Below are 16,111 nucleotides of genomic sequence, written 5' to 3'. Positions count from 1 at the left end.
GATTAACTTAAATCCTGAATATAAATCATTTATATCAAATATAACATTACCATTTTTAATATAAAAAAATATATATACTATTAAAGCATATATAATAATAGTACAAAATAATATTAAAGGTGTTGCTATTACTAAAAATAATAATGCCATATATTTTCTATTTGCTTTCATTTTTATTTTTCTTCCGCATATTATCAAAGAAATCACTTGCAGACTTATTTAGTATTGAATCAGTGAGACTTCCACCCCAAGCTGGAGGCGAACTCTTAGAAACCGGTTTAGTTATCGTCAATTTTCCTATTGGGATCCATTCATATTGTTTGGATACAGGATTAAAGTATTTACCTAATGAACTTTGAACAAATTTTTCACAAAAATAACCTGGAACAGTCGTTATTGCAGAACTTAGGCACCATCTAATGGATCTTCACCTTCTACAGCGTTTTGAGGCGACTCCACCGACTGAATTCCCAGCAATAGTTCCCAAAAGACCTGTTCCAGTTTGAATTGTGACCCTATTCCAATTAATACTTCCATCTAGGATTTTTATATATTGTGACCATGCATCGAAAGTTCCATTTATTAAGCCACTAATAACTGCTCCTTCAGGCACTAACCATCCGACTGTTAAACCACTACCAACAACAGCTGCCTGAACTTTTGCTCCCTTATCAATAATTTCATTATAACCTTTAATCATTTCATTAAAAGCTTTAGATTGACACTCCAAATTTTCTTTATCACATTGTGCTTCTGCAGCCTTACTAAAGGCTAAACCTAAATAATTATTCTCAAGCGAATTTTTACCACCGGCGACGGCGGAATTGATGTCATAGGTATCAAGCTTATGTCATTAGTCTTGATTTCTATATTACAGTTATCAAGATTGTGTTCTAATTTGGGATAACTTAAATTGAAGTTTTAGGTGGTTAAGATGTTGCTTGGTTAAAACTGGTAGAAAAAGAAGAAAATTATAAAATAATCATTAATTAAAGAAATTACAGTCTGATATCCACGAAAAGTAGTTAGAAGCTAATTATTACTAAATGACTAAGATACATTCTAAAATAAAATCAACCCCAGACCACATCTGACCATTAAAGGTAACTGGCTAAATGAACTCGGATTCACCATAAGACAACTCGTCACTATTACCGCTAAAAAAGCAAGTTGATTGTCGAGCTTGCGAGGTAGATCGTATTATTGATAAATAATTAGCTCGGTTCTGCGACCTAAATAGCAGAACTGATAAAATCACAAGAAAAATTAATTATTCTGGTCCTTTCCAAATCAATTTATCTTGTAATTCAATCGGTACTATTTTAAATAATTCTTTAATATAAAAAACCTGCTTTGGATAATTTATTGAAATTTCTTCATTACAATTATCATAATAAAATTTAGCTTGATAATTTAAAAAATGTATATCACTGTCTGTAAAGTTTGGTGTTAATAATTTTCTTGGTAAATTATGAACTAATTCTGCTTCATAATAACAAGATTTATCATTAGCTTTCCTAAACGAATTTTGTGACTGAACATTTCTTATATAAGGTAATGCCCATTCCAAAATTTCAATATATATTTCATTTTTTAACATAATTACCTTCTTTTTGGTGGAGGTTTAGCATCGATCGGAGGTTTTTGTGTTTCTGTCCATTTCCCATTTGATAATAATTTATTGATATAATAGGCATCTCCAGTTTTTTTATAAATTTCCATTACAGCAGCCATTCTATGATGGCCTTCCGTAATATAATAGTTTCCTTTAGCATCAACATATCCGGCTATGATATTTTCAGGTTTTTTAAAATCATATTTTCCGTTAATCATATCATATTTCATTGAATCTATTTTTTAAGTCGGTGTTGTTACCAACCTTGATGTCAAATCCGCCTTTGCCAGCATATATTCCCGATTGGTCGGTCACGCTTGCCCAATCACTGTTCATTTTTGTTGAGCTTGTTGAGGCATTCACAATGCTGGTGCCATCCCAAGAAAAACTGCCTCTTGCTTTTTTTGTGATAATGGTCAGTATCTTGTTTAGACTCGATATTTAAGTCATGGCCAATATCGGCAACCACTTTGTCACCTTTTACTTGTCCTGCAATGATATTGGCATCATTACCTGTTTTGATATTTAGTTCTAAGGTTAAAAGTTTTTGAAGTTGTTTTAGGAGATTGATAAATTACTGAAAGAAAAAAATATGATATAAAATATCTTGGGATACCTTTTTAACTAAAAGTAGATTAAGTTGTGATAAAATAACTTATTAAAATTAAATTAGTTATTGAAATTTATTTTAGGCTAAATTGCTTTTAAAAATTTTCAATATTATGAATTATTCGATTGATTATTATTTCATTTGAAATAACCACTATTTCCGAAGATTTATTATCTTCATCTCCTAATAATATAAATACACATCCATGTTTGTTTACAACAAAGTCAATGTAATCAGAGTAATCATATTTTTTAATAATTTCTTCAAATTCGTCTAAAAAATTTTTTTGTATTATAAAAAAGAAACCTCTGTCAACATTATATGAAACACTTTTTATTAGTTCTTCTATTTCATTAGTATTTTTTAGATTTAAAAAAACAATGCCACTCATTTTCAATTTGTCCTGTTTTTCTAATAAGAACTCTTTTTTATGAGTCAAAAATGAATAACGTTTCCCCCATAAATTTGCGTATTTTTCATTTTGTGAATCTTTGACAAACCAATAACCTTTATATTTTAATATTTTGCTATTGTCCTGTAATGGTACAAATTCACTATAATATCCAAGATAATAATTTTTCATATCTAAATGACATGCATCAATTAATTTCAACAAAATATCAGTATAACCATGTTCGCGATCTTGATATTTTTTTTCTAAACTCATAGCAGGAAAATCTTTAGATAATTTTTTTACATAATCAAAATTTAAAACATCATTATCACTTCTAATATTTTTCGTTTTTCTAAGTTTAAAATCAATAATCATAATGATTTCCTTAAGAGATAGTTATCATGATTAACCCACATTCTATGGTAAAACTCTGCGAGAAGCTTCGCAACGTCATTGCACCTTTGGCTACATCAACATACGCCACAAACTCGAATCCACACAGGCTCGCACCAACTACACCCTCACACTTAAAAGATAATTGGCTGGAGGCGATGGGATTTAAAACCGGACAAGCGATAACTATCACCGTTAAAACGGCAAATTAATTGTCCAACTTGACAAGTAGATTACCTAATAAAAAGGTAATTTATTGTGAACTCACTACCTAAGTCCATTCTAAAGAACCATCATCCAAAACCCAGACGGCTTCTGCCGGACAAGTATCATCAAAAAACCAATAATCATCCATTAATTTTTGTTTATCAAACATTCCATCCGCCGTTTTTGGAAAAGCGTCATAAAATAATTTTATTTGATCGTCTATTGAACCCGATAGAAGATGTCCATATTTTGCTAACTTAAGACGACCTTCTTTTAGTAATCTATGAACAAAATAAAAAAATAACGCTTTTCTTTTTGGGAATGGAATCTCGTTTCCAGTAACTTTTAAGGACGGCAACATATTTGGTGCAATATACGCCCATAACCCATTTAATGATTGTTGTTCTGCACAATCAACCACATAGTTATACTCAGCTTCTTTAATCATATTTATAATTTTCTCACTTAAATTTTATTTCAGCTTTATTAAGCCCATTATATAATCTTAATAACGTTGGGTTATTTTTAATATCAATAGTCCAACGAGCGCCCGTATTTGAATTGGATACATTTCTTAATGTAATATTAGTTCCATCTTGAAGACGTGCAGTATAAATACCATCTTTAACCTTTGTCAAAGGTTGTCCAGCTAATTCCTCTGCATAATTATATATTTGTTTATCTGACAAATTTTGGCTTTCATAAATTCGAGTAGTGTAACGATTCCCACCATTTTGTATCTTTATTATAAATGTCTTTTAACTCATCAAATCCTTTTTGTTGCTTTTCATTTTGATATTTTTCGTTATCTTTTGTAAAAATTATTGAGGAGTCTATACTGTTTAATATTATATGAGTTATTGAGATTTAACAGTCTTCATTGTTGTTATTCATTGGTAATAAGGCTATGTGATTAGTCTTGATTTCTGTGCTATAGCTACCAACGCTGTGGTCTACTTTGGGATAACTTAAATTGATGTTTGAGGTGGTTAAGAAATTGGTTGATTAAAGAAATTGTAGTCTGCTATCTACAACTAATTAATTAGAAGTTAACTATGGCTAAGAGATATTCTACGTTAAAATCAACCACAGACAAAGCACCGGCATCTCAATCCAATGAGCAATTTTATACTGACGTATCACAAGGCATAAAACCCAACCCCAGACCTTAACTTACTATTAAAGGTCGGTGGCTTAAACAGATAGACTTTTATGTAGGCTGCCTTGTTATCATTAAGATTGAACAGGGCAAGTTGATTATTGAACTTGCGAAATAGATCGCAGATATAAAAATCCCAGTTTTTAGGCTGGGATTATTAATTTTAGCTAATATAAAGATCTATATCGATCGTAGCTTTAATATAATTAATAAATTCCAATGTATTTTCATCAAAATACATTGCTGGTGTTTCATTATTTCTTACCTTTACTAGAATTAAAAAAGAAATTTTTACATTGAAATTCTTTCTTATTATCAATAACTCAGATTTTTTATTATCAAGTAAATTGATCAGCGTACTTAGTTGTTCATTGATATCATATGATATTGTTTCTTCAGTACCTATAGACCAACTTGTTTCAACACTGGCACGAGTTTTGTTTTCAGGAATATTACCTTTAATAGTTGTTTCTGTTGGATTTATCTCTAATACTTTTGTAACATAATTTAAATCAAAACTATCACCATAAATAGAAAAAAATACCGCTACCGTTGTTTTATCCATTATTCATGCCCTATTTTATAAAATAACCAGTTCTGACCCCATCACCCAATCCACCCTTTCTAAATAATAGAAGTTCTCCACTTTTCTTATCGATGAAAATATCGTATTTAGAATTACTTCCCCTACCAAAAAATTCTTCCTTAATTTTATGAGCATCAAATCCTTTCTTTTTCAAATAATCGGTGTTTGCCATTTTTATATCTGGTTTCTTGTCAGAATCATTCTTATTACCGTCATCATCAGGCGGTAATCCTGGAGCCCCACCTGCCGCAATAGTCCCATCACCTTCCGATACATCATTGTTATTTTGATGACCTTGTTTTTTATTAAGGTAATCATCATAATATAAGTCATAAACTTTTAATACGTTTTCTTCAAGGAATTCATTTCCCATTGGATCCGTATAAGCGAGGCTAATAAGATGTCTCTCATTAAATGTTAAGCTATTTAAAAAAGCTTCAGCGTCTTCAACACTTAACCCTCTTGGAACAAGAACATCTACAGGGTTAATAGTTACTTTTTCACCAATGTAAGATAGTTTAACTAAATCCCATAAATCAGGGAAATTAGTGTATTCCAGATATTTATTAATAGTGTTAAGGTCTATTTCGGATGCAGTTAATGTTACTCCAGCCAATGTGGCTAATTATATAGTCGGTGAGTTACTTTTTACATGTTGGTGAGTGAAAACATTGCTCTATACCTTGTTTTGCTGCAAATGTCGCCATATTATTATTCTAAATGGCATTTTTACCACCAGCAGCAAGAGCGGTAGGGGCGAGGGAGCTGATTTGTTGTTTTTCATCATTATTATGTAAAAAATATTGAGGAGTCTATGCTGTTTAACATTATGTGAGTTGATGAGATTTAACTGTCTTTATTGTTGTGATTCCTTGATAATAAGCTTATGTCACTAGCCTTGATTTCTGTGCCATAGCTACACCACGTTGTGGTCTACTTTTGGATAAATCAAGTTGATGTTTGAGGTGGTTAAAAAATTGATTGATTAAAGAAATTGTAGTCTGATATCTACAACTAATTAATTAGAAGTTAATTATGGTTAGGACCTATTCTAAGCTAAAATTAATCTCAGACGTACCTCTAGTATCACAAACTAATAAGCGATTTAATGTCGTAAGTAAAACCCACCCCCAGACCACAACTTACTATTAAAGGCAGGGGGCTTGAACAGCTCGGTTTTTATGCAGGACTTCCGGTTATTATTAAAGTTGAGCAGAACAAGCAGATTATTGAACTTGCAATGCAGAACTAAAATATAATAAGTAAGATCTACACAGGTTAGGTGGGATTCTAAGTCCAATTAAATAGGTACTGCTTGCTTATTTCTCAACCAAAAATCTTGTAACTCATTACATAAATAATCATCAACAATTTTTTCTATCTTCTGTAAATACTGAATCTGTTCGGGAGCTTCCCTTTTTACAAGAGGAACCAATTGATACCAAGCATATGCTATCCAGTCAGGATTTGTTTCAGCGACTTTTTTCATATGGTGAAGTAATTTTTTATAACCTAATCCCGATACTGTTGCTTTAATCCAAAGCTTAATTCCTGAAACATTTCTTTTTTCTAACCCCATATCTAAAAACATTATTAACAGACTATGATCTCTAATAACACGGGGTAGCAACCTCAATAAGGATCCTCTAACTAAATCAGAATCATGTTTTAGCAGGGTTGCTATCAGAGTTGAACTTTCATATTCTGGTAGTTTTTTTAAATAATGAACTAACTCATTCTCGGCCCTTCCATCAGGAAGCTTATTTATAATATCATTTAGCATTATGCTCCTTAAATTTATCTAATGGTAATCCTGATTGATGTGCATTCTCAGCCTTAGGCTTATAATGACCAGAAGAATTATCAAACTCTTTTAATACCCCTCTTGTACCATCACTCCAGCCAAATTTAACTGAACCTGCATAATCAACTTGTTGTGCACCTCTTGATATATCAAAATGGCCTGCATTTTCTTTTGAGGATGTTCTAGAGACATATGTTTTTCCATTTATAGTTACAAAATCATATGTTCCTTTTGCCCTATACATTGATCCATTTTCACCTACGGTATACCAAATACCATTTTTCTCTACAAGCTGATAACGTTTAATTGGATACCAAGTATCGTTAGCAAATATTGGATCGAGTTTTTGTGGTTGTATTTGAGTTGTTGCACTATTCGTCCCCTTTCCAGCTTTTACTTCATTCTTATTTAGAGGTATCCATTTTTCTCCCGTCCATTGCATAAGTTTACCGCCGATATAAGCGGTACCCCATGTTATGCTGGTGTCAACTAAACTACCACCGACATCTTCTGGCGTCATCGTTACTATATTATGTAATGATTTTTCCAAGGATTGTGCGGGTATATCCTGAGAATACCAATCAACTGGTTTTTTTATAATACCTTCTGTGGTGTCTACTATACCATCCCAAAGATTTCCTGCAACCTCACCCAATGAATGGCTGTCAATATATTCTATTAATGATTTACCTGATTCTATAAGCTCATCTTTACGTTTATTTGCACCATACTTTATCATATCAAGCCAAGCGTTATATTTTCCCTCTGGATAATATTCAAATACCAATTTATCTTTCGGTGTTCCATCAAGTATGGCATCCATGTATGCTGCTTCTTTTGCTTTAATATAACGATTTACTTTATTCAGTTCATCCATTACACAAAGAGAATCGTTTTGACATGCTATCATAACCTCTTGTGACAACTCTAAAGCTTCACGTTGTAACTGTTGCTTAAAATCAAACAATTCGTTTTCTTTATCTTTTTCAAGAGCATTAGTTTCGAGAAGAACTTGTAACTTACACATTTCATCATTTTGACAAGCTGCATATTTTTTGTTTGCCTTCTCAATATCTTTTTCGGTCAAATAGTTATTCTCAACAGCATTTTTCCCCCCAGCAACAGCGGTGTTGACATCCTGAATATCACCACCACCGGCTGCGACAGCAAGGGCGGTAGCCAGTTGGGCGAGGGCGCTGATTTGTTGTTTTTCATCCTGACTTAATTTATCTATAGATTTGCCCGGATAAAGCATACCGGCAATTATTTCAGCACCACGTTCAGAGGCTGCGGCGCCTAGTCCTCCAGCAAGGGCGGAATTCCCTTGTAGCTCAGCAACAACAGCCCCCAGTATTGCATGGCAGACTGTGTTGGATATGTAATCGATTTTTCTCTCCCCGGTTATCGGGTCGTAATGCTCTGTTTGCCCTTTAATAATTGAGGCAATTTTAGGTGCTAATGCACCCGCAGCAGCACCGGTCATATCGCCGGAGATTAAACCATTAATGATATTGACCGCCATATCGATACCTTGACGAGTATTGCTACCCATAGCGGACATACCATTGTTCATCGCATTATTATAGGCGTCTTCATAAATTTTTTGTTCTTGTTGCTCTGTTAACGGTTTTTTGGATTTTTCTGCCTCTACCGCTTTTTTTGCCTCTTCGGTCGCTTTAATGCGGTCGATGTTGTTAAGCATGGTTAATGTTTCACCACCAATCTCACTCACTAATCGCGTTTGGTCTATGATGCTTTGTTCTTTCTCTTTATCGAAGATGTGTTTGAGTTCATTATTGGCATGCTCGGTATCACGACTTAATCCCGCGATATCTTGCTTTTGTTCACTTTCATTGCGGATAATAATGGTGCCGTCTGACACAGCGGAGTGAGTTATTGAGCTTTCACTCTCTTTCTTATTACGACTTGTTGGTAGTGATGGCATGCCGCTGCTACTAATCCCAGCGCTGCTGCTTTTAACATCGTACTTGGCTTTGTTTTCAATATCACTAAAGCTAATACTGCCTGTATCAAGACGGTTTTGGCTGCTGTTTGGTGCATCTGATGCTATTACACCACCTTTTAAGTCGGTGTTGTTACCAACCTTGATGTCAAATCCGCCTTTGCCAGCATATATTCCCGATTGGTCGGTCACGCTTGCCCAATCACTGTTCATTTTTGTTGAGCTTGTTGAGGCATTCACACTGCTGGTACCGCCCCAAGAAAAACTGCCTCCCACCGATGTTGAACTGCTTTTTTGGTGATAATGGTCAGTATCTTGTTTAGACTCGATATTTAAGTCATGACCAATATCGGCAACCACTTTGTCGCCTTTTACTTGTCCTGCAATGATATTGGCATCATTACCTGTTTTGATATTTAGTTCTAAGGTTAAAAGTTTTTGAAGTTGTTTTAGGAGATTGATAAGTTACTGAAAGAAAAAAATATGATATAAAATATCTTGGGATGTCTTTTTAACTAAAAGTAGATTAGTTACTGGTTAAATAGGGTGGATAAAATAACAAGTAATGCAACATTAATAGGTAGTAGCTTAGTACCTTGGTCAACTATCAAAGAGTTAATTATAGCTAGGGCATATTCTAATTTCAAATCAACCCCAGACCACAACTGATCATTAAAGGCAGGTGGCTGGAGCAGGTAGGGTTTTATGTGGGCTGCCCTGTTATCATTCAGATTGAACAGGGCAAGTTGATTATTGAGCTTGCATGTCAGATCTAAAAAATAATAAAAGCTTGATTTCTTAACCAAAGAGGAGCTTTTATTTATGCAGTAACAAGCTCCTGTCTTGCTTCAGTTAAAATATTAATAAATTCATCAAGTGGGAATTTTAGTGTTACCTGTTCTACTAGTATTCTGGAATCAAAGAAAAACTCTATTTCTATTTTAGAAATACCTTTGTCTTTATTTAATTGGCAAAGTATTTGTCCTTTGTAGGATATTTCAATAGTTATTTTTTCATACTTATTATCACTAAAAAAGTCAATTTCAAAATCAGTACTCATAATTAATTATTCCCTTGTTAGTTATTTCTTTTTTGGATCTAAAAAACCAGAAAAAGAACCATCAGCGTTATAGCGGATTCCTTGCCTGTTGGGTAATCTAAATTCAACGCCACCACGAGATAATTCTGTTCTAATAGTATTAGGGTTTTCTAATACTCTCTTAACAAATTCACTAGCTGATGCATTCTTTTGAGTAATATTACCTTTCAATGGATCAAATGTTCCTCCTTGTCTACCTGCATGTTTTTCCCAAGCTCTAGCCGCCTCAGATAATCCTTCGCATTTACTGGCTTATTGGCAGAATTAATTAATTCATCAATAGTTAAAACATTATTTATCCAAGCAGGATCTATTAGTTCATAATCTGGGAGCGAAGGTAGCGCTTCGGGGATTTGATTATCTTCCGTATTATGCGGAATATCTATATTATCTAAACATCACCGTGCACTGTATTATAAGGCATAAAACCCAAATGCAGACCACAACTGACCATTAAAAACAAGTAGCTTGAACAGATAGGGTTTTATGCAGGCTGCCCTGTTATTATTAAGATTGAACAGAGCCAAGTAGCGGATAGGGATTGATTTGCCAACTATTATATGGGGGTTAATGTCTTATTTTGAATAACGTTATCTTAATTTATTCATATAAAATTCAATATAATGATCACGCTAATAATAAAACATTTCCCCAAAAAATATCAATTTACTCATCATTGACAAAATATATGTCAAAACTACATTCCAAATTAAGTCTACTCATTATTTTCATTTGTTCTGGCCATAATACAGGTCCACCATGACCAGCCAATGAGCGCCATACACAATCAATCCCCATAGTCACGTTTTCATATGATTGTAATTTTTCTAACGCCTCTTTACATGGTGCTATTTTATTTAGTAACCAATCTAAATGTTCTCTTAAGTCTTTAGATATAACATAATCTTTTGATGATAAAAACCATCCAGAAGTTTTAATCTCTCTAATTCTTCCGATACGATTAATACTCTTAGTTCCAATAATATTTTTTTGTGTTGGTTCAATTTTCAAAAGTTCAGTTATCTTATCAGGGTGAATATCATTGGGATATATTAACAATGCTACATAACATTCATCACAACTTGGGTATTCTGGATATATGGGGGTTCGCCTAGAATTTATTGAAATCATTTTAAATAGTCTCCAATATTACCTATAACATTTCCATTCGAATTAATATAATCACCATTATCTAAAATTCTTCCATGATGATTATTTCGTATATTATTATCTTTTTTAAGCGATACAAGTGCTCTATCCCATTCACGTAAATAAATATTTTGATCAAAATATTTATTCAGAGCATTTGCTGTACTTTGATTTAATGTATTACCACCACTTTGTAAAACTCTAGGAACTCTACCACTTGTACCAATACTAGGAGGAACGGGTAATGGTAATCCTTCTGCATCAACCCACGTTCCGTTTGGTAGTTGGGTTGCTCCATTAGTCGTCCCCTTTCCGGCATTTACTTCATTCTTATTTAGAGGTATCCATTTTTCTCCCGTCCATTGCATAAGTTTACCGCCGATATAAGCGGTACCCCATGTTATGCTGGTGTCAACTAAACTACCACCGACATCTTCTGGCGTCATCGTTATTATATTATGTAATGATTTTTATTACCTCCGTCAACTTTCAAGGCGTTAACTATAGCTAAGGCACATTCTAATCTCAAATCAACCCCAGACAAAGCACCGGCATCTCAATCCAATGAGCAATTTTATACTGACGTACCACAAGGCATAAAATCCAACCCCAGAACACAACTTACTATTAAAGGCAGGTGGCTTGAACAGATAGGCTTTTATGAGGGCAGTCCAGTCATCATTAAGATTGAACAGGGAAAGTTGATTATTGAGCTTACCTGTTAATTCTAATAATCAACCGGTTAATAATATTTGAAATATGAGGTTAATCTTCTTTTCTTCTGTAAACACAATAGCCATGTTCAATTACTATTGGATATGGATAATCAATTCTTTTTATATTAGTTTTAATATCAAAATCATCTTCAAAATCAGCTATTACTTCCGTTTCAATACATGAAATGTTTTCTTGATCATCTTCTGTTACTTTTCCATCAATAAAAAAGGATAACTCGATTTTCTTATTGATAATATTTATTGTCACACATCTAATGTTCGGAGTAATCTCTCCAAGTAAAGCTCTTTGTATTGATAACTTTAAATCTAAAATATAATCATTCATGTAATATTCTCAAATATATTAATTATGGTCTTGATGGGACAATATTTATGACATTTTTCCCATAATGTACTATTCCTTTCGTTGTCGGGGTAGATACACCTGTTTTAGGATCAACATAATAACCAATAAATTATCCAAAATTAATACGTCCTTTTGAACTAGGTAAACCAACTTTAACGTTCCCGATTTGTTTACCTTTTCCTACATTTGGAAGTAAAGATTCAGGAGATACTTTTAAAATACTTCGTTGCCCGCTGTTTTAAATTCATTGGTTCCTTCTATGTGCTTGTTTTGTTGGCCCTTATTTATCTTGACTGAAGAAGTATTATTTGTTCCCTTTCCCTTTCCAGCTCCCACAATCTCAGCAGAAATCATTAAACCTATTTCATTAACTTTATCAACTGTTTCTTTATCAGACAAATAAGTCGTATCAATACCAATATGACTTAATATATATCATCTTTTGCTCTTTCTGCTATGAGGATTGGATTATGTAAATTGCAATCCGCATCTTGCTGATTCTTCCTGTCTTGATTATTTAAAATTAAACTACAGCTATCTGGTAGTCCTTTGCATAATTCAGCTACAGAATAAATTCCTGCTTCACCAACTGGACTGTTTAAATCAGTTTCAGTAAATAATACTATGCCACCGTCTACTGCATTTTTAATGTGATTAAAACAAACAGAAGAGTAGGGGGGGAGCAAGCATCGACAAGATCTTGGTGCTGTTATTCATCATCATTATTATTTTATAAGAATAATTTAGAAGTCTATGCCGTTTAGTGCTAAATGAGTTATTGATTTTTGACTTATTGAGACCAAGGGTTATGTCACTAGTCTTGATTTCTGTGCTATAGCTACCAACGTTGTTGTCTACTTTGGGATAACTTAAGTTGAAGTTTTAGGTGGTTAAGACGTTGTTTGGTTAAAACTGGTTAGATAAAAAAGAAAAGTAAAAATAATCATTGATTAAAGAAATTGCAGTCTGATATCTACAACTAATTAATTAGAAGTTAACTATGGCTAAGATATATTCTACGCTAAAATCAACCACAGGCAAAACATCAGCTCCACAACTCAATGAGCGGTTTTATACCGACGTGCCACAAGGCACAAAGCCCAACTCCAAACTGCAACTGACCATTGAAGACAGGTGGCTGGAGCAGATAAGGTTTTATACAGGCAGCCTTGTTATTATTAAGATTGAACAGCATAAGTTGTAGAAAGAGATTTTTATACTATACTAAAAAATCAGCTCCTATCTTAAAATGAGAATTAATTTTATTTAAATGTCATCTAATTTACTTATACTGTAATTGTTCGTGGCAATTATAGTTAATAATGCTCTATCAGACCATGCACCATAAAAATTATAACAAAAATAATTAATTGAATTTTCATCAGAAAAATATTCTAAAGTATATGTTTTAAAATTATTTTCTTTAAGAATCTCCACATGAGAAAGTTCTTCACATTCAACACTCATAGATTGAATTGATAGAACATCTTTAAAAGTGATCAACCATCTTTGTTCTTGCCAATCTTGTAATAAGATCTTAAGTTCAAGTAAACTTGAATTAAAATTTATTATCTTTCCATCTGATATATTTAGTTCATTTAATAACATATTTTATTGTCCTGGATGTTTTTCGCATGGAAGAAAACCTGTACCATAGCCCACTTGATAATCCTCAGGTTTAACTTTCTGAATCGCATTTTGTCTCTTAGCTTGATTCCAAGTTAAATTATCAGGCTTAATTTCTATATGATAATACTCTCCATGATGGCGAGGATTGAAAGTTCCACTATCACCAGGATGGCTTTCATAACGAATTCTTGTATTACTATTTGGTTCCCAAACCATTCGAGTGGTTCCATGTTGTGTAGTTGTAACTTTAGGCTCTACCCCTAATATTTTACTTAAATCATTTGGATTTTCAGGAAAATGAGTCAATGCTGAATGTCCACTCGCCCCCTTTTCAGCTTTTGTTTAATTAAAGGTTATTTGCAATATATTTTGTTAGATTATTTAGGTCATCAAATGCTAGAGAACCAAATTCTGGTTCATATTCGGATAAGTATTCTTCAGGCAATAGTCCCTTATCTCGTGCTACTGATGCTATTTCTGTTATTCGAAATGGTCTAATAACCCAGTTTGTTCCTGGTAAATTTTCCCGTTTATGTTCATGAAGTTCCCACTTAATAAAACCTGAATACTTCCTTATAAGAAGTCTTAATTTATTAATAATTTCTTCTGACTCATTTTCAAACCGAAATGCTACAAATGGAGGAACATTTGAACAGTCTTTTATTTCTAATTGATTATTGACTCTTACTTGTGGATATCGCTGATTATAACGTCTCCATTCAAGAGGGCTAACTTTTTCAATGATATTTAATAGATTTCCCTCACGGTCAGGTATTTTATATGTAGACATTTTATTTCTTTCCTTTTAAACCATATAATTTATCAGAAATCATAACCCCATCAGGATTGATCGCTTTAATATGCTTCTCCCAATCACCTTTTAGTATTGGTTGCGATGACAAACGAGAGTCATAAATGTATTTACCATCAGTATAAATTTGGTGATAATATTGACCAGATTCAGTTATTCCATTTTCAAAAACATTTAATTGACCTTTGTTTTTAGGGCTTACTTCAATAATCTTTCCTTTCCCACCGACAACATTTAAAAGTTTTTCTGCAATTTCAGAACAATACATTCCTGAACATTTAGCCATATTCTTAAATTCATCACGTTTAAGAGCATCGGCTACGGTTTGGTTAGGTGGAAATTCAGCATTTGGCTGCCTAACTGGTTTATTCATTCCTTCTAAAATTTCGGTTGGGGTACCACTCGTTCCTTTTCCAGCCAGACTTTCATTTTTAGCTTGATTAGCAGCTAATCCGTTCTTAATTTGCTCAATTTTTTTTCTGTTAATTTATTGGCAGAAGAGGTAAGTTTATTAATTTGTATATCAGTTAAAAAATTTCAATTTACCTTTTTTATTTTCATATTCTTGAATATATACATCTAAAGGGTATGCAGTTCCCAACTCATATATTTTTCCACTATCTTTATCTATTATAAATGGACAATTACCGATTAATTGTGTTGAAAAGTCGCCTGTTTCTAAAAACTCTCTGGATTGGAAACAAAAAATCCATCCTTCAGAAAATCTGTCTATTACAGTAATTTCTACAGGAATATCGTATTGAGCTAAATAATTTTTAGCTTTATTTAACGCTTCAATAAAAGTAATCATCAATTAGTCCTTAAAAATTAGAAAGATCTAAATTTGCTTATATCTGCAGCTTTACCTGTTTGACCATCTAAAAAACGTATTTTCCCATTTTGATTTACAACATTAAAAACATGCCCTGTTTACCCCGGCCCGTAGGAACTGAATACAATACCCCTTACACCAGTTCCTGCATTTGACATTTGCTCAATAATATTATTAGAACCACTGACATTTTGAAATTTTGTTCCATATGTTTTTCTAATACGGATATTGGGACTCCATACTACTAAAAAAAGACAAGTTAATTGTCCAACTTGCGAAGTAGATCGCAGCGTTGATAAAAAGTTAATCCAATTCTGCGACAAAATCGCAGAACTACGGGATCATTGTATCTTAACTATAAATGTAATAATCAACTTCTATTTCAGCACTTATTCCATTAATAAAATCTAAACTTATTGTATCGAAATATATTGCTGGTTTTTCATTATTTTCTATTTTTATTAAAATCATAAAAACGAAATTAACTTGAAAATTATCCTTTATTTTTAGCAATACATCTTTTTTAGGTTTTAATAAGGCAATTATCTGATTTAGTTGTTCATTAATGTCAAATGAGTTTTCCTCTTTAGTACTTACTGTCCAGCTTGTTTCAATACTTTCTCGTTTTCCATCTTTTGGAATTATTCCTTTAATTCTGGTTTCTGTTGGTTCTATATTCATCAGTTTGATTACATCATCTAAAACAAAATCATCACCATAGATAGAAAATGATGCAGATACTGTTGTTTTTTCCATTTTTATATCCTATTTAATAAA

General features: G+C 32.8%; 31 protein-coding genes and 2 pseudogenes. 8 read left to right on the top strand and 25 right to left on the bottom strand.

All coding sequences use genetic code 11. From position 1 onward, the window contains the following. Positions 1–427: 427 nt before the first annotated feature. Positions 428–700, bottom strand: a complete 273-nt coding sequence (locus tag J3U24_RS06470; protein WP_267337273.1) for a hypothetical protein — start codon at positions 698–700, stop codon at positions 428–430. A 372-nt stretch (positions 701–1,072) separates the two neighbouring features. Between J3U24_RS06470 and J3U24_RS11650 the strand changes: the two genes are divergently transcribed. Then, complete coding sequence (locus J3U24_RS11650) at positions 1,073–1,174, top strand: SymE family type I addiction module toxin (RefSeq protein ID WP_416380482.1); 102 nt, start codon at positions 1,073–1,075, stop codon at positions 1,172–1,174. A gap of 96 nt (positions 1,175–1,270) precedes the next feature. On the opposite strand, the gene J3U24_RS06465 is transcribed toward J3U24_RS11650, so the two are convergent. Both J3U24_RS06465 and J3U24_RS06460 read right to left on the bottom strand, forming a co-directional pair. Beyond that, positions 1,271–1,600, bottom strand: coding sequence for a hypothetical protein (locus tag J3U24_RS06465; protein WP_267337274.1), 330 nt, complete (start codon positions 1,598–1,600; stop codon positions 1,271–1,273). Positions 1,601–1,602: 2 nt separating this feature from the next. Continuing rightward, a complete protein-coding gene (locus J3U24_RS06460; protein ID WP_267346981.1) occupies positions 1,603–1,833 on the bottom strand; it encodes a hypothetical protein in 231 nt (76 codons plus the stop codon). A 50-nt stretch (positions 1,834–1,883) separates the two neighbouring features. Here J3U24_RS06460 and J3U24_RS06455 point away from each other — a divergent pair, with 50 nt between their 5' ends. After that, positions 1,884–2,060: a hypothetical protein gene (locus tag J3U24_RS06455; RefSeq protein ID WP_267346980.1), complete on the top strand. Its 177-nt coding sequence runs from the start codon at positions 1,884–1,886 to the stop codon at positions 2,058–2,060. Between the two features lie 259 nt (positions 2,061–2,319). Here the strand turns inward: J3U24_RS06455 and J3U24_RS06450 are convergent, their stop codons facing one another. Beyond that, positions 2,320–2,994, bottom strand: coding sequence for a hypothetical protein (locus J3U24_RS06450; RefSeq protein ID WP_267337278.1), 675 nt, complete (start codon positions 2,992–2,994; stop codon positions 2,320–2,322). Positions 2,995–3,020: 26 nt separating this feature from the next. On the opposite strand from J3U24_RS06450, the gene J3U24_RS11645 reads away from it, so the two are divergent. Continuing rightward, the gene (locus J3U24_RS11645) at positions 3,021–3,224 is read left to right on the top strand and encodes a SymE family type I addiction module toxin (protein WP_416380720.1); all 204 of its coding nucleotides are present in this window, start codon (positions 3,021–3,023) and stop codon (positions 3,222–3,224) included. A gap of 59 nt (positions 3,225–3,283) precedes the next feature. Here the strand turns inward: J3U24_RS11645 and J3U24_RS06445 are convergent, their stop codons facing one another. After that, positions 3,284–3,667 (bottom strand): DUF596 domain-containing protein, encoded by a 384-nt coding sequence (locus J3U24_RS06445; protein ID WP_267337279.1) that lies wholly within the window; start codon positions 3,665–3,667, stop codon positions 3,284–3,286. A gap of 13 nt (positions 3,668–3,680) precedes the next feature. Next, positions 3,681–3,908, bottom strand: a complete 228-nt coding sequence (locus J3U24_RS06440) for a hypothetical protein (protein ID WP_267337280.1) — start codon at positions 3,906–3,908, stop codon at positions 3,681–3,683. A gap of 489 nt (positions 3,909–4,397) precedes the next feature. On the opposite strand from J3U24_RS06440, the gene J3U24_RS11640 reads away from it, so the two are divergent. Continuing rightward, a complete protein-coding gene (locus J3U24_RS11640) occupies positions 4,398–4,496 on the top strand; it encodes a SymE family type I addiction module toxin (protein ID WP_416380485.1) in 99 nt (32 codons plus the stop codon). Positions 4,497–4,541: 45 nt separating this feature from the next. On the opposite strand, the gene J3U24_RS06435 is transcribed toward J3U24_RS11640, so the two are convergent. Then, the gene (locus J3U24_RS06435; RefSeq protein ID WP_267337281.1) at positions 4,542–4,943 is read right to left on the bottom strand and encodes a DUF4279 domain-containing protein; all 402 of its coding nucleotides are present in this window, start codon (positions 4,941–4,943) and stop codon (positions 4,542–4,544) included. Positions 4,944–4,953: 10 nt separating this feature from the next. Next, complete coding sequence (locus J3U24_RS06430) at positions 4,954–5,580, bottom strand: polymorphic toxin type 33 domain-containing protein (RefSeq protein ID WP_267337282.1); 627 nt, start codon at positions 5,578–5,580, stop codon at positions 4,954–4,956. A 525-nt stretch (positions 5,581–6,105) separates the two neighbouring features. On the opposite strand from J3U24_RS06430, the pseudogene J3U24_RS11635 reads away from it, so the two are divergent. Further along, positions 6,106–6,216: pseudogene (locus J3U24_RS11635) on the top strand (type I toxin-antitoxin system SymE family toxin); the annotation flags it as partial. Positions 6,217–6,264: 48 nt separating this feature from the next. On the opposite strand, the gene J3U24_RS06425 reads toward J3U24_RS11635, so the two are convergent. Together J3U24_RS06425 and J3U24_RS06420 are read right to left on the bottom strand one after the other, a co-directional pair. Further along, on the bottom strand, positions 6,265–6,747 hold the full coding sequence (locus J3U24_RS06425) for a hypothetical protein (protein WP_267337283.1): 483 nt from the start codon (positions 6,745–6,747) through the stop codon (positions 6,265–6,267). Continuing rightward, positions 6,737–9,145, bottom strand: coding sequence for a VENN motif pre-toxin domain-containing protein (locus J3U24_RS06420; RefSeq protein WP_267337375.1), 2,409 nt, complete (start codon positions 9,143–9,145; stop codon positions 6,737–6,739). Before J3U24_RS06420 ends, J3U24_RS06425 begins: the two co-directional genes overlap by 11 nt. 233 nt (positions 9,146–9,378) lie before the next feature. On the opposite strand from J3U24_RS06420, the gene J3U24_RS11630 reads away from it, so the two are divergent. After that, positions 9,379–9,507 carry a SymE family type I addiction module toxin gene (locus J3U24_RS11630; RefSeq protein ID WP_416380486.1) on the top strand — a complete coding sequence of 43 codons (129 nt, stop codon included), beginning with the start codon at positions 9,379–9,381 and terminating at the stop codon, positions 9,505–9,507. A 44-nt stretch (positions 9,508–9,551) separates the two neighbouring features. Here the strand turns inward: J3U24_RS11630 and J3U24_RS06415 are convergent, their stop codons facing one another. From J3U24_RS06415 to J3U24_RS06400, 4 genes are all read right to left on the bottom strand, one after another. Continuing rightward, on the bottom strand, positions 9,552–9,791 hold the full coding sequence (locus J3U24_RS06415) for a hypothetical protein (protein WP_267337284.1): 240 nt from the start codon (positions 9,789–9,791) through the stop codon (positions 9,552–9,554). A gap of 21 nt (positions 9,792–9,812) precedes the next feature. Beyond that, positions 9,813–10,001: a hypothetical protein gene (locus J3U24_RS06410; protein WP_267337285.1), complete on the bottom strand. Its 189-nt coding sequence runs from the start codon at positions 9,999–10,001 to the stop codon at positions 9,813–9,815. A gap of 495 nt (positions 10,002–10,496) precedes the next feature. Beyond that, the gene (locus J3U24_RS06405; RefSeq protein ID WP_267337286.1) at positions 10,497–10,961 is read right to left on the bottom strand and encodes a DUF4279 domain-containing protein; all 465 of its coding nucleotides are present in this window, start codon (positions 10,959–10,961) and stop codon (positions 10,497–10,499) included. Then, positions 10,958–11,425: a hypothetical protein gene (locus J3U24_RS06400; RefSeq protein ID WP_267337287.1), complete on the bottom strand. Its 468-nt coding sequence runs from the start codon at positions 11,423–11,425 to the stop codon at positions 10,958–10,960. Before J3U24_RS06400 ends, J3U24_RS06405 begins: the two co-directional genes overlap by 4 nt. A 57-nt stretch (positions 11,426–11,482) precedes the next feature. Between J3U24_RS06400 and J3U24_RS11625 the strand changes: the two genes are divergently transcribed. Then, positions 11,483–11,704 carry a SymE family type I addiction module toxin gene (locus J3U24_RS11625; protein ID WP_416380726.1) on the top strand — a complete coding sequence of 74 codons (222 nt, stop codon included), beginning with the start codon at positions 11,483–11,485 and terminating at the stop codon, positions 11,702–11,704. 40 nt (positions 11,705–11,744) lie between these two features. Here the strand turns inward: J3U24_RS11625 and J3U24_RS06395 are convergent, their stop codons facing one another. The 4 genes from J3U24_RS06395 to J3U24_RS06385 form a co-directional block, all read right to left on the bottom strand. After that, entirely contained in the window at positions 11,745–12,041 is a 297-nt protein-coding gene (locus J3U24_RS06395) for a hypothetical protein (protein ID WP_267337288.1), read from the bottom strand. Between the two features lie 22 nt (positions 12,042–12,063). Continuing rightward, positions 12,064–12,168 carry a polymorphic toxin type 50 domain-containing protein gene (locus J3U24_RS11620; RefSeq protein ID WP_416380488.1) on the bottom strand — a complete coding sequence of 35 codons (105 nt, stop codon included), beginning with the start codon at positions 12,166–12,168 and terminating at the stop codon, positions 12,064–12,066. Between the two features lie 107 nt (positions 12,169–12,275). Continuing rightward, positions 12,276–12,461: a hypothetical protein gene (locus tag J3U24_RS06390; RefSeq protein WP_267337289.1), complete on the bottom strand. Its 186-nt coding sequence runs from the start codon at positions 12,459–12,461 to the stop codon at positions 12,276–12,278. Between the two features lie 26 nt (positions 12,462–12,487). Next, positions 12,488–12,748 carry a hypothetical protein gene (locus J3U24_RS06385; protein ID WP_267337290.1) on the bottom strand — a complete coding sequence of 87 codons (261 nt, stop codon included), beginning with the start codon at positions 12,746–12,748 and terminating at the stop codon, positions 12,488–12,490. A 314-nt stretch (positions 12,749–13,062) separates the two neighbouring features. Between J3U24_RS06385 and J3U24_RS06380 the strand changes: the two genes are divergently transcribed. Beyond that, positions 13,063–13,266, top strand: coding sequence for a hypothetical protein (locus J3U24_RS06380; RefSeq protein WP_267337291.1), 204 nt, complete (start codon positions 13,063–13,065; stop codon positions 13,264–13,266). Positions 13,267–13,328: 62 nt separating this feature from the next. On the opposite strand, the gene J3U24_RS06375 is transcribed toward J3U24_RS06380, so the two are convergent. The 7 genes and pseudogenes from J3U24_RS06375 to J3U24_RS06350 all read right to left on the bottom strand — a co-directional run bounded on the left by J3U24_RS06375 (position 13,329) and on the right by J3U24_RS06350 (position 16,090). Further along, positions 13,329–13,670 carry a hypothetical protein gene (locus J3U24_RS06375; RefSeq protein ID WP_267337293.1) on the bottom strand — a complete coding sequence of 114 codons (342 nt, stop codon included), beginning with the start codon at positions 13,668–13,670 and terminating at the stop codon, positions 13,329–13,331. Between the two features lie 3 nt (positions 13,671–13,673). Beyond that, positions 13,674–13,997 (bottom strand): hypothetical protein, encoded by a 324-nt coding sequence (locus J3U24_RS06370; protein ID WP_267337294.1) that lies wholly within the window; start codon positions 13,995–13,997, stop codon positions 13,674–13,676. A gap of 40 nt (positions 13,998–14,037) precedes the next feature. Continuing rightward, positions 14,038–14,481, bottom strand: a complete 444-nt coding sequence (locus J3U24_RS06365) for a hypothetical protein (RefSeq protein ID WP_267337295.1) — start codon at positions 14,479–14,481, stop codon at positions 14,038–14,040. Between the two features lies 1 nt (position 14,482). After that, positions 14,483–14,875: a hypothetical protein gene (locus tag J3U24_RS06360; protein WP_267337297.1), complete on the bottom strand. Its 393-nt coding sequence runs from the start codon at positions 14,873–14,875 to the stop codon at positions 14,483–14,485. 150 nt (positions 14,876–15,025) lie between these two features. Continuing rightward, positions 15,026–15,313, bottom strand: a complete 288-nt coding sequence (locus J3U24_RS06355) for a YrhB domain-containing protein (protein ID WP_267337298.1) — start codon at positions 15,311–15,313, stop codon at positions 15,026–15,028. 17 nt (positions 15,314–15,330) lie between these two features. Next, a pseudogene (locus J3U24_RS11615) lies at positions 15,331–15,402 on the bottom strand (hypothetical protein); the annotation flags it as partial. 283 nt (positions 15,403–15,685) lie between these two features. Continuing rightward, the gene (locus tag J3U24_RS06350; protein WP_267337300.1) at positions 15,686–16,090 is read right to left on the bottom strand and encodes a DUF4279 domain-containing protein; all 405 of its coding nucleotides are present in this window, start codon (positions 16,088–16,090) and stop codon (positions 15,686–15,688) included. Positions 16,091–16,111 lie beyond the last annotated feature (21 nt).

This window comes from Gilliamella sp. B2785 (assembly GCF_026537005.1).
GTDB classification, from domain to species: domain Bacteria; phylum Pseudomonadota; class Gammaproteobacteria; order Enterobacterales; family Orbaceae; genus Gilliamella; species Gilliamella apicola_E.
This window is presented reverse-complemented; position numbering and strand designations above follow the sequence as displayed.